The 11,609-nt window shown below is 49.2% G+C and carries 15 protein-coding genes; 2 read left to right on the top strand and 13 right to left on the bottom strand.

Annotated features, from left to right (window positions below):
- Positions 1 to 43 precede the first annotated feature (43 nt).
- The 8 genes from J2X05_RS01110 to J2X05_RS01075 all read right to left on the bottom strand — a co-directional run bounded on the left by J2X05_RS01110 (position 44) and on the right by J2X05_RS01075 (position 4,887).
- Positions 44 to 370 (bottom strand): hypothetical protein, encoded by a 327-nt coding sequence (locus tag J2X05_RS01110; protein WP_310067565.1) that lies wholly within the window; start codon positions 368 to 370, stop codon positions 44 to 46.
- The gene (locus J2X05_RS01105) at positions 371 to 688 is read right to left on the bottom strand and encodes a type II toxin-antitoxin system RelE/ParE family toxin (RefSeq protein ID WP_310067564.1); all 318 of its coding nucleotides are present in this window, start codon (positions 686 to 688) and stop codon (positions 371 to 373) included.
- The gene (locus J2X05_RS01100) at positions 676 to 933 is read right to left on the bottom strand and encodes a type II toxin-antitoxin system Phd/YefM family antitoxin (protein WP_310067562.1); all 258 of its coding nucleotides are present in this window, start codon (positions 931 to 933) and stop codon (positions 676 to 678) included. The genes J2X05_RS01105 and J2X05_RS01100 overlap by 13 nt, the downstream gene beginning before the upstream one ends.
- Before the next feature lie 163 nt (positions 934 to 1,096).
- A complete protein-coding gene (locus tag J2X05_RS01095) occupies positions 1,097 to 2,044 on the bottom strand; it encodes a sensor histidine kinase (protein WP_310067561.1) in 948 nt (315 codons plus the stop codon).
- A gap of 5 nt (positions 2,045 to 2,049) precedes the next feature.
- Positions 2,050 to 2,607 (bottom strand): hypothetical protein, encoded by a 558-nt coding sequence (locus tag J2X05_RS01090; RefSeq protein ID WP_310067558.1) that lies wholly within the window; start codon positions 2,605 to 2,607, stop codon positions 2,050 to 2,052.
- On the bottom strand, positions 2,608 to 3,507 hold the full coding sequence (locus tag J2X05_RS01085) for a substrate-binding periplasmic protein (RefSeq protein ID WP_310067555.1): 900 nt from the start codon (positions 3,505 to 3,507) through the stop codon (positions 2,608 to 2,610). It lies immediately after the preceding gene.
- A gap of 61 nt (positions 3,508 to 3,568) precedes the next feature.
- Positions 3,569 to 4,168: an RBBP9/YdeN family alpha/beta hydrolase gene (locus tag J2X05_RS01080; protein ID WP_310067551.1), complete on the bottom strand. Its 600-nt coding sequence runs from the start codon at positions 4,166 to 4,168 to the stop codon at positions 3,569 to 3,571.
- Positions 4,169 to 4,272: 104 nt separating this feature from the next.
- Entirely contained in the window at positions 4,273 to 4,887 is a 615-nt protein-coding gene (locus J2X05_RS01075) for a LysE family translocator (protein ID WP_310067548.1), read from the bottom strand.
- A 107-nt stretch (positions 4,888 to 4,994) separates the two neighbouring features.
- Here J2X05_RS01075 and J2X05_RS01070 point away from each other — a divergent pair, with 107 nt between their 5' ends.
- Both J2X05_RS01070 and J2X05_RS01065 read left to right on the top strand, forming a co-directional pair.
- On the top strand, positions 4,995 to 5,336 hold the full coding sequence (locus J2X05_RS01070; RefSeq protein ID WP_310067545.1) for a hypothetical protein: 342 nt from the start codon (positions 4,995 to 4,997) through the stop codon (positions 5,334 to 5,336).
- 326 nt (positions 5,337 to 5,662) lie between these two features.
- Complete coding sequence (locus tag J2X05_RS01065) at positions 5,663 to 6,124, top strand: nuclear transport factor 2 family protein (RefSeq protein ID WP_310067543.1); 462 nt, start codon at positions 5,663 to 5,665, stop codon at positions 6,122 to 6,124.
- A gap of 62 nt (positions 6,125 to 6,186) precedes the next feature.
- Here J2X05_RS01065 and pelA read toward each other — a convergent pair whose 3' ends face one another.
- From pelA to pcnB, 5 genes are all read right to left on the bottom strand, one after another.
- Positions 6,187 to 7,392, bottom strand: a complete 1,206-nt coding sequence (gene pelA, locus J2X05_RS01060; protein ID WP_310067541.1) for a pectate lyase — start codon at positions 7,390 to 7,392, stop codon at positions 6,187 to 6,189.
- Positions 7,393 to 7,594: 202 nt separating this feature from the next.
- Positions 7,595 to 8,434, bottom strand: a complete 840-nt coding sequence (panB, locus tag J2X05_RS01055) for a 3-methyl-2-oxobutanoate hydroxymethyltransferase (RefSeq protein ID WP_310067539.1) — start codon at positions 8,432 to 8,434, stop codon at positions 7,595 to 7,597.
- 43 nt (positions 8,435 to 8,477) lie between these two features.
- Entirely contained in the window at positions 8,478 to 9,161 is a 684-nt protein-coding gene (locus J2X05_RS01050; RefSeq protein WP_310067538.1) for a deoxynucleoside kinase, read from the bottom strand.
- A 23-nt stretch (positions 9,162 to 9,184) separates the two neighbouring features.
- Positions 9,185 to 9,670: a 2-amino-4-hydroxy-6-hydroxymethyldihydropteridine diphosphokinase gene (gene folK / locus J2X05_RS01045; protein WP_310067536.1), complete on the bottom strand. Its 486-nt coding sequence runs from the start codon at positions 9,668 to 9,670 to the stop codon at positions 9,185 to 9,187.
- Between the two features lie 3 nt (positions 9,671 to 9,673).
- Positions 9,674 to 11,059 carry a polynucleotide adenylyltransferase PcnB gene (gene pcnB / locus J2X05_RS01040; protein WP_310067534.1) on the bottom strand — a complete coding sequence of 462 codons (1,386 nt, stop codon included), beginning with the start codon at positions 11,057 to 11,059 and terminating at the stop codon, positions 9,674 to 9,676.
- Between the last annotated feature and the right edge of the window lie 550 nt (positions 11,060 to 11,609).

Genomic DNA, 11,609 nt, shown 5'->3' with positions numbered 1-11,609 from the left:
TGCAGAGATCGCGCGTTTTTTACGATGTGAATTGCTCGTCAAGTTATGATGAAATTCTTTTAGCCAGAATGAAAATGCCGATAGCAATTAAACATGTCCCAATCGGGTCTGCCCAAAGTGACATGTTTTGCCACAATGTTAGCTCTACTGTTGCGTGAGCCACATTGCCTTGGGCGTCATGCTCATAAGAAACTAAATCTTGGCTAAAGCTAATTGCATGAAAAATTTTTAAGGTGCTTATAGTGAGTGTGCTAATACCAATGAGGATGGCAGCTATTCTGTGGCCTTTCTTATAAATTATGAGTGCTGATATGCTCATTAATAAAAAGGCAATAGGTAGCCCCACTTGTGACAAATACCAGATTGTCATTTATATGCCCTCATCCGTAGTCGTACCTAACATAAACTTCCGTAAATCCCGCTCCTGTCGCATCACATGAAGAATATAAATTTTGTCGTTTTCCGTTTTATAAAAAACACGGCAGGGATTAATAATCAATTCGCGGTATAAAAACATTTCAAGCTCGGGTGGCTCTCTACCTGAATCAGGAAATTGCTCCAAGCGTTGCGTAATGTTGAAGACGGTGTGTACTAGCTGTTGTGCGGCGTTAGGGTTGCTGAGGGCGATGTATTCTACAATCTCATTTAGCTCATCCAGAGCGGGTTCAGTCCATATTATTTGAGCCATTTTTGCATTTTCTCGCGGGCTTGTTCCTGGCTTAATGTACGTCCTTCAAATACAGCTTTTTCACCTCTGGCTATACCTTCCAGGATCGCCATACGGCGCTGCATAAATTCATAGTCCTCTACATCTACAAGGTACGCCGATGGTTGGCCGTGCTCGGTAATCAAGATAGGTTCTTTGGTGGCATGCAGGTCGGCAAGAATCTTGGTAGCTTGCCGTTTTAGCGTAGTTACTAGTTCGACTTTCATCATATTGCGCTCGGCCGGATATCAGAGTGGCACTATAGTATCACTGCATGGTGGCGGCAAGTGATTGTTTGATTGGCTTGTGAGAGGCGAATTGCTTTTCTTAATGGCAAATTCATTCTTTTAAGTGGCGCTTCCCTGCGCAAAGATCCAACTTGGTTGCTTCCTAATCCGCACTCTTCAAACTAAACCAAAAAATACTGCCGCCGCCGGGTGCTGATTCGTAGCCAACTTCTCCGCCCAGTCGCAGGGCGATACGTTTTACGATGGATAACCCCAAGCCATGGCCGTCGGCAGATTGGGTATCGAAGCGGACAAATTTATCGAAAATTTCATGCTGTTGCTCTGCGTTTAAACCGGGACCTGAATCTTTTACCCAGCATTTGATCATGCCATTGACCAGTGTTTCAGTGCCCAGTTCTACCTTCGGTGTGGCTCCGCCATACTTCAACGCGTTGGATAAAAAATTCATCCAGATTTCTTCAATCCATTGCTCATGGCCGAGTACCTTTGGCCAATGTTCGCCAAGCTGAATTGTTGCGCCTTGCTGATCGGCGAACGATTGCAGGCGCGCACAAGCTTCCATTGCGGTGTGTTGCGTATCCACGCAGGTGAGCGCTACATTTTCGCTTTTGTGTATATTGGCGAGCAGCAGCAGTGAGTCGATAATTGCGCGCATTTTGTTGGCGGAGCGCTGGATAGTATCGGCGAGTTGTTGCTGTTTTTCTGGGGATAGTTGCGCCTTGCCCAATAGGCTTGAGGCAGCAATGAGGGTGCTGACCGGTTGTTTTAAATCGTGTGCGACTGTATGTGCATAAGCATCCAGCTCTTTATTTTGTTCAACCAGTTCGGCGGATTTAATTTCCAGTTGCTGGGTTTTATATTCCAGATCTATGGTGCGATCGGACACCAAACGCTCCAGCTGGTTGCGATAGACACTTAACTCCTGATACAGATGATTGCGCTTGTTTAAATCGTTGCTAATGCTGAGGCGCATTTTGTTTATCGCATTGACTACCAAACCTAATTCGTCGGGTTGATCGCGCTCGGTGCGCGTCAGTTTCAATTCGCTGTCCAGATTATTCAAATCCAATTTCTTGGCGTAGTCGGCCATGGTTTCTAGATGGCGTGTGATCCAGTAGCGCACAATAAAGAGCACAAAAAAACAGTTGAGAAGAGTGTGATGCTGGTGGTAATGGCGATGCTTTTTGCTGTATGGAATAACCGTGTTTCTATTCCTGCCGACATCAAGGCAACCGTGAGTTCGCCCAGCGGAAACAGTTCATCACCTTCGCGATGAATAATGGGAAAACTGCGGCTCAACAAGTCTTTGCGGTAGTCCGGGTGCCTGCGCGTCCAGCGCTCTCCCTGTTCGTCTTTTAGTTCGATAAAACCCACATCCGGTAGCTGCGCCATGCCATCCAGCATTGTGTCAATACGCCCTTGATCGATCGACCACATGCCCGCGGCCAGACTGGGTAAATAGCTGTTTTCAATATCGGTGAAATGTTTTTGTGCATCGATCAGCGCTGTGCGGTATGCGCTGTAAATTTGCAAACAAGAGACGAGTGCGGCAACACAAAATGTAAAGGCAACAACAGCGCCGACAATGCGCAGCCCAAGGCGTCGCGTCGGTTGCGGTGCTTGAATGTCAGTCTGTGTTGGTATAACCGTCATTTAAAAACCTTGCTCCGGTGAAAACCATAAATCGCTGCGTGTTAACGGTGTCTCTGCAGTGAGCAATGGGTTGTTCACTGGCACAATTGTGCGTTCATGTAATTGGGCATTGGCGATGGTCGCGGCAAAATGTTGGGTAAATAAAGTGCGCATACTGCCATCACTAATCGCTATCTCAAGTCCCCTTTCGATTGCAGCGGCGAGCTGGATATTATCTTTGCGCACAAAAAAATACAGTGGCGCCGGGTAATAGAGCACCCATTTGGGGGCAATCATAAAATTCATATCAGGGTGTGTATCCAGCTCGTGCTGGATTTCAGTTAGTGAACGCGGAAAATAGCGGATGTGACCCCGCTCGAGCATATGAAACAGTCCGTCATAATTGGCACTGCCGCTGACCTTAAAACCATTGTCGCGCAGTATGGGGTAGTCGGGCCAATCATGCCCTTGCCCGGCGCGCAAGTTTTTGAGTTGTTCGACACTCTCCACTTGCGCAAAGGTTTGTTCATCTTTTGTAGAGATCAGTAGCAGGCGCCAACCTATCAGGCCGCGGTCAATAGGGATGCGGATGGGAAGCAATTCCTCCTCGCGCTCGGGTGAACTGAGCGTCCAGACGACATCAATGCCTTTGTTCATTTGCAAATGCCGCAAGGTGCGGAATTGCGGCAAATTGTATTTGCTGGGCGTGGCGCGGTAATCCTGTCCGGATTTGGCGAGCGCGAGTTTGAGTAGTTCGATAGGGTAGTGGCCGCGCTTGTCATCGGCCATCTGTTCGGCCCATGCATAAATTACCGGTTCAGTGCCCAGTGCCGGGGCAGCCAGTAAATAGGCTAGCAATATCCATAATCGTGTCAGTGGTAGCCTTCCTGCACCAGAGGATTTTATAGTCATCAACGGCATTACACTGGGCCATAAAAAGAATCTGTCCAGATTATACCGTTTGGAGTGTTAGTGTGCGGATTTATGCAGCGCGCGGGAGCCGGTTGGTTGTGGTAATTGTTTTTTTTGCGCTGCGCAACAGCTTCTGTAATAGCTGAATACCTTCGGGCCAAAATCCCAAATTGGATTCGCTGTTGATGTGGCCAACATTGTTTAAACGCAAAAAATCTGTGCCCCACTGCAGCGCCCAGTAAGCCGCTTTGCCCTCGGTCAACCAAGGGTCATTGCTGCTGGCGATAATAGTTGCCGGTACCTGTAAAGGTATTTGTGGCAAGCGCTGGGCGATGCGGAATTTATCCGGATCGGCGGGGGCGACTAAAAACAAGGCGGCGATTTTATTGGGAAATTCTGCGGCAATACTTGCACTCGCGAGCGTGCCAAAGCTGTGGGCGATAATCACGGCGGGTTTATCCAACTTCTCCAATTCTGCGCGAATACCTGCTTTCCATTTATCCAGATCCGCTGTGCTCCAATCATCGACCTGGATGCGTTTGCTATTGGGCAGTTGCGCTTCCCACAGACTTTGCCAATGTTGTTCATCACTATTGCGCAGGCCAGGTACGATCAGGATCGGCTGATCCTTGAGTGATGCAGGAAAATGTTGGTTCTGGGTAAATGACATGGCTGCCTCCTAAATACTGATGGAGTGCAGCTTAGGGATTTTTATCGCGGTTGAAAAAGAATCGTTATTTCTTTGCTTATATCCAAATCACACAGCTCGCCAGTTTAGAGCTTGGTAAACGCCAAGGCAGCGCCTGCGAGAATGAGTGCGCCTCCAGAAATCCAGTTAAACCAGCGTTGATGTTCCGGTGATTTTAGCCAGCGCATAATGCCGCGCCCACCCAGCGCGTAAATGCTCATCCAGACAAAATCCATCGCTAAAAAAATCACCGTGAGCAGTGCAAATTGCGGCGGCATGCTGCGGTGGATGTCGATAAATTGTGGAAACAATGCGCCGAAATAAATTAGCCCTTTAGGGTTGGTGACAGCGACGATAAAGGCTTTGCCAAATAGATGGCTGCTGCGGATCTGACGCGCCTCCACATCCACATTGAGCGGTGGTGCAAGCGCAAGTTGAATGCCCAGGTAAACCAAATACGCAGCGCCTATCCATTTGATGGTGTGAAATATCCATTCCGCTTGTTCGACTAATAATCCCAATCCCAGTGCCGATAACAACATCAGCACCAAATTGCCTGCGCTGGCGCCGAGCATGGTGTAGAGCGATTTGGTAAAACCGTAGCGCCCTGCATCGATCATGCAGGCGAGCATCACCGGGCCAGGGCTGGCAGAGAGCACAAGGGTAATGGTGGTAAACAGCCAGAGTTGTTCGAGCGGCATAACAGCGTCCAGAGGCGAGGATGTTGGAGTTTAGCAGAGCCTCCGGCAGCGTCGTTAAACTCTTCTATACTCAAGCCATTCATCATACGTTGAGCAAAAGGTGTGTTATGTCTAGCAGCAGTATTTCCAATGCAATCAAGGTGCTTGAAGACTTATTGGGTGGATTGAATCAGGCCTATTGGGAGGCTAATAGCCTTGATCGGAAAGATTTCTTTTATGACTTGATCAGCGCGCTGCATGCGGAATTATCCGAGCTGGGTAAATTGAGTGTGCAAGATCACGATCTGGATTATGAGCCGGTGACTGAAGAGTTTCGCGCTGTGCGACCCAAGCTGAGCCGCTTGCGCAAATTGGTCGATGATTTTGCCTTGCGCTCGACTACGGCAGTGCGGCTTGAGCACCTTATTAACGAAGCTATGGTGCTGATGGGGCGTAATGGGGTGAGCTAGCGATTGTTTATAGCCTTTCCTAATCAGTTCTGCGGGTTTATCACCAAATAATTTAAACGTGAGCATAAAAAAACTGGCAATGGCTGAAAACTGAACAATACTGAAACTACCGGTAACGGTTTCTTCCTGTGGGTACGACGGCATTTGTGTTTTGGTTGGCTCATTGATTTAGGAAGGTTGTGCGGTTACCGATGGGTTTTCTCTTAGCCCAGTTTGGAACTCCCCTTTATTTGTAATCTAGTATGGTCTTGGCCGGCATCGTTTTGGTGTCGGCTTTTTTTATTGTTTATTGTTTATGTTTTAATTTTTTGTGGTGAATATTGGCGATGAAAAAACATTTGCTTATGACGGCCTGTGTGATGAGTTTGATGGGGGCTGTGGTACAGGCGCAATCTTGTTTGGATACTGAAAAGTTGGTGAAACTGGATGCAGAATATGAAAATGCACTGCGCAAAGGTGATGTGCAATTTTTGGATAAATTGCTCGCGCCGGAGTTTCAATGGGTGCACAACCTCGCCAGCTTAAAAGAGACCAAAGCGCAATTGTTGCTAAGGGTGCAACAACCGGAAGAGCAACCCAAAGCGCGCCGCGCGCATGATCTTAGCTTGCAGCGATTGGATAAAACGGGCGTTTTGCAGGGGTTGAGCAGCGTGGAGAAATGGAATCCAGATGGTAAAACTTTCCGTACATCGCGCTACCAGTTTATGCGTACTTATGTGGAGCATAAAGGTGAGTGCAAATTGCTGGCGGTGCAGACCATGAAAGTCTGGTCGAGTGAAGCGGATTAATGATTGTGGGTACTACTCCCTGCTGCGCAATGCAGCAGGGAGGGCAAACATGAAAATAAAATTTATTGCGGATGTTTTTTGGCCCAGTCCGTATATTTTTTTAATATCTGATTGGGTGAAGTTGTGTACCAGGCATAGCCGAGGCGGCGCTCTTCCGACACCTTTTCCAAGGTGTAATGCACGGAATCATCGCGATCGCCAAAGAGCGGTTTGTTGGTTCCTATTTCATAAAAACGCGCCCAGAGTGGCAGTGCATTTTTATCATCCTTTAATTGCGCATCACCGCGTGTCCAGGTTTTACCAAGGATTTTATTCTGCTCATACCAAGCCGCCGCTGCGTGTACGGATTTAATTATCTCGGCGCTGGGGTTTTTCAGCTCCATCAAAAAATCGAGCATCCACACACTTTCCGAACTGGTGAGTGAAATCATTTCATAGGCGCGTGCTTTTGCAGGTTTTAGGGTTTTGGCATCATGCTGCGCGCCCCAGATGGTCAGTGTGCCATTGGCAATCACTTGGGTTTTTAATACGCAATCGAGCGCACGCTTGAGGCTCGCTTGCGCTGCCTGCTGTTGTTCCTGGCTGACAAACGCAAAAGCGTTTTTGGCCTGGGCGACGTCATGCAACAGCGCCATTAAATCGCGCATCAACGCATCGTTGTAAGTGATGTGATCGTGATACTCACCCACCAGTGGATAATTTTGCGGCCAGCCGCCATTGGGATACTGCGCAGTGAGAATAAAATCCAGGCCTTTGTTGAATGTATTTACATAACGCGCATCACCGGTTGCTTGGTATGCTTGCGCCAGTAACCGGATTTGGGTGCTGGTGGCACCGTTATCGAATGTGGGGATGTAACCTTTCTCAACACCAAATGCCTGACCTGGTTGGCGCGGCGCCTTGCTCATATCGGTGCGTTTCGACCACCCACCTGAAGGGGTTTGGAAGGAGAGAATTACGTCCATTACGCGCTTGCCTTCATTGCTCTTAAACCAGTCGGGCGCCTGTTTTACATCAAACCCGAATTCTTTGGTGTACTCCGGCAGGCTTGGCTTTTTTTGGCCGAGTTTTTTTAATTCGGCTTTGAGAAAATCCTGATCGATTTGACGCAATTTTTCGGAAGTGGCGAGATACGTTTGCCAAGCGGCTTCGTCGCCAGCGGTTTGCTGTGTTTGCGCAGCTGCATTAGTGACTGGCGTGTCTGCATGCAGTGGGCCAGCAAAAAAACTGCCCAGTAATACAATAAATAGTGATGGTTTGGTGAGCATAACTCGTACCTGTTTATATCGGTTCATAAAAATTGTCGGTTCATGAGGGTTATCGGTTGATGATTGAGTCGCCGTGTCATTGTTGTGCGACGAATATCCGATTTTTTTTGCCGATTAGATAAGAGTCTAGCAACAGGGCAAATAATTGCCCTGCGTTTCTATTTTTTAGGATGGAACAAGTTTAATAGAGGTTAATTAATCTTTAGATAAAAATGTTGTCATCGCTGGGGAAGGTTCCGGCTTTCACATCGGCAACATATTTTTGCATGGCACCGGGAATGTCGTTAGCTTCCAATAAAAAGTTTTTGGAAAATTTCGGCGGCTGTTCGGTGAGGCCGAGAATATCGTTGATCACCAATACTTGCGCATCGGTGTCGCGGCCTGCGCCTATGCCGATAGTCGGGATCGCAATTTCACGCGTAATGCGCGCGCCCAATGCAGCGGGAACACATTCAAGCACCAATAAATCGGCACCAGCTTCAGCGAGTAATTTGGCATCGGCGAGAATTTTTTCTGCGCTGGCATCATCGCGCCCCTGCACCCGGAAGCCGCCGAATTTATTCACCGATTGCGGCGTCAAACCCAAATGAGCGCACACAGGTACGCCGCGTTCGGCGAGCATGCGCACTGTCTCTGCCAACCAAGCGCCGCCTTCGAGTTTTACCATCTGTGCACCGGCTTGCATGATGCGCGTGCAATTGCGCATGGCTTCGTCGGGCGTGGCGTAAGTCATAAAGGGTAGGTCGCCGATAATCAGCGATTTTTTATTGCCGCGCGCCACGGCTTCGACGTGATAAATCATCTGTTCCATGGTGACGGGGATGGTACTGTCGTAACCCAGTACCGTCATACCGAGCGAATCGCCAACCAATACGACTTCTACGCCGCAGCGCTGTGCCATGGCGGCCATATGCGCATCATAGAGGGAGATCACCACAAATTTTTCGCCTGTGGTTTTTAATTTGTGAAGCGTGTTGATAGTGACATTTTTAGTGAGCGCGGTATTCGCCGTAGAGGTGCTATTGATTGTTGAATAGGGCATGGCAATTCTCGCTACAAAAATAAAAATCAGTGGTGATGTTGCATTAAAGCGCAGGCACAGGGTTGTAATAGTGGCGGCCACTTTTGATGGTGAGGATATATTCCACCAGCTGTTTAAAGTGCTCGCGGTTTTTGGCCAGATTTAAATCTTTGGCATTCACAATCAGCAGTGGTGCGCCGTCATAAAAGTGGAAAAATTCAGTATAGGCATCGTTGAGCGCTTTTAAATAATCGACAGTGATATGTTGCTCGGCACTGATGCCGCGTTGGCGGATGCGGTCGAGCAACACATCGAGTGGCGCTTGCAAATAAATCACTAAATCCGGGCGCGGCGCATTGATAACCAACTTGTCGTACACCTGGCGATAGATGTTAAGTTCATCGTCATCAAGTGTGGTGCGCGCAAAGAGCTGATCCTTTTCGATTAAAAAATCTGCCACCCGCACCGGCTCAAAAATATCGTCTTGCCGCAAACTTTGTAATTGGTTGGCGCGCTGGAATAAAAAGAATAATTGGGTGGGCAGTGCAGTGGATTTTGGATCACGATAAAAACGCTCTAAAAAAGGATTCTCTTCCGGCTGCTCCAGCAACATATCGTAATTAAACAATTGCGCGATATTGCGTGCGAGGGTAGTTTTGCCAACGCCGATACAGCCTTCCACGGTGATATAGCGCGGCAATTTGACGTTAGTTAAATCCAGTCCGAGCTCTTCAAACACAGGGTTCACGGCAACTCCTTGAAACAGATTCGTTAAGCGGGCGATGGCAGGCGCAGCAGTCCGTCTGCCGGACAGCGGCTGAGCAAGTCCGTGAGCGGGGTGCCATCAGGCAACTGCAAATTAGGGGTGATATCCGCAAGCGGATAAAGCACAAAACTGCGCTGGGTGAGATAGGGGTGAGGCACGGTAAGGCGCTCCTCCTCAATGATCTGGTCGCTGTAGAGCAGCAGATCCAGATCCAGGGTGCGTGGCCCCCAATGTTGGATGCGCACCCGTTGGTGGGCTTGTTCGATGGCTTGTAGCGCATCCAGCAGCGCGAGCGGAGCGAGTTGGGTATCGAGCAGGGCAACGGCGTTGATGTAATCCGGCTGCTCGGGTCCAACGGCACGGCTGGAGTAGAGCGACGAGCGCGCCAGCAGCGACGTCAGCGGCAGCTCCGCCAGTTCAACAAAGGCGTCTGTTACCTGCGCGAGCGGATCTTCCAGATTACTGCCCAGACCTACATAGGCCAGCGCCATGGATTATTCATTCCCGCCGGGTGCGGCATCGGTTTTAGGTTTGCGCGGGCCGCGGCGACGGCGCGGTTTGCCCGCTGCCTTGGTGCCACCGTGTTTACCGATATCTTTTACCATCTGCTCGCGCTCTTCATCGTTCGCAGTTTGGTAATTGGTCCACCAAACGCCTAAACCATCGAGCGCTTCGCCTGCCGCTTCTCGCATCAACAAAAAGTCGTAGGCGGCGCGGAAGCGGGGGTGATCAAGCGTACGCAGGGCGCGCATGCCCAAACGGCTGGGCAGGCGCTGCTGCAGGTCCCAGATCTCCCGCATCGGGATCAGGAAGCGCTTGGGCACCGCCGTGCGGGTCAGCTGTTGATTTATCACATTCTGTGCTGCCTGTGCCCAGGCTTGGGTTGGCGTCATCTGGCTGCTAAGCAACGTGAATTGCTGCTGTAGTGCAGGCCAGAGCAGGGCAGCATAGATAAACGCAGGGGTGACGGTTTTGTCACTGCGGATGCGTTTATCAGTATTGATCATGCATTGTTCGATCAGGTTGGCACCAATCTCATCGCCCGCTTTGAGTGCTATGTCGGTGCCGGGGAAAAGGTGCGCCAGCAAATCGTATTCACGCATCAAGTTAAATGTTGCAGTGGCTGAGCCGCCCAGAAACAGTTTCAGGACTTCTTCAAACAGGCGCGCGTCGGAAACATTGAGCAGTAAACCGCTCAGTTCGCGGATCGGCTTGGCGGTTTTGGGCTCCAGGTTAAAGCCGAGTTTGGCGGCAAAGCGCAGTGCGCGGAGGATACGTACTGGATCTTCTTTGTAGCGCGTTGCCGGGTCGCCAATAATGCGCAGGGTGCGCTGCTTGAGGTCTTCCATACCATTGCAGTAGTCGATGACGGAAAAGTCCTTGAGCGTGTAATAGAGGGCGTTGACGGTAAAGTCGCGGCGCATGGCATCAGTTTCGAGGGTGCCGTAGACGTTGTCGCGCAGCAGCATGCCATCTTCACTGCGTACGCTGGATGATTCTTCATGGTGACCGCGGAAGGTGGTGACCTCGATAACCTCGCGCCCCATGCGTACATGGACTATCTGGAAGCGGCGACCGACGATACGCGCGCTGCGGAATATGCGTTTGACCTCTTCCGGTTTGGCGTTGGTGGCGACATCAAAATCCTTTGGGTGATTGCCGAGCAGCAGGTCGCGTACACCGCCACCGACCAAATAGGCGGCAAATCCGGCCTCTTCCAATTGTTTGATAATCTTGATCGCCGCAGGGCTGATGTTCTTGCGGGAGATGCTGTGCTGGTCGCGTGGAATCAGGGTGGCACCGTCGCTATTGCGAATACTGGATTCCTTGCTGGAATCCTTGGCGCCGGAGGTGAACAGGTTTAGCAAGCGTTTGAGCATGTTTTCTCGCTGGTGTTTAGGCAGTCAGTTGCACAAGAGCGGCGAGTTTAGCAGAAGCACGGTGTTTTTTACGACAATCACGCCACTTGGGTTGGTTTGGATTCCAGAAAGCAAAACGGGAAAGCTTTCGCTTTCCCGCAGGAGGGAGCACCGGAGTGCTTTAATCGGCATTCAATGGGGTGCTTCCGTGCCCATATCCAATCTCGCGTGCTATCCCATCCCGTGCCTAGTCAGTAGTCCGCTTTATTTTACTGTCTTATTGCTCTTGTCTTCTAGCGTTGTCTATCTAAGTTATTGTTTTAGTTATTATTATTCAATTTCTATTGTTATTATTTCTTGTTGTTATGCTCTTTTATTTTCAGTTTCTTATTATTTCTTGTTGTTATTCGTTTGTTTCAGTTTCTTATTATCTATTGTTGTTATTTTTAAGTTCATTACGCTTTTTATTATTTATTGTTGTTATTAGATTTTTACATTTAATTCTTATTATTTGTTTTTGTTATGGCGCTCTAAAAGCAGTACTTGTGCCAGTTTTATAATGGCTAATTAA

The sequence above is a fragment of the Cellvibrio fibrivorans genome (assembly GCF_031457055.1).
In the GTDB taxonomy this organism is placed as follows: domain Bacteria; phylum Pseudomonadota; class Gammaproteobacteria; order Pseudomonadales; family Cellvibrionaceae; genus Cellvibrio; species Cellvibrio fibrivorans.
Note: the sequence above shows the minus strand (reverse complement) of the source record. Positions and strands in the feature narration are given on the sequence as shown.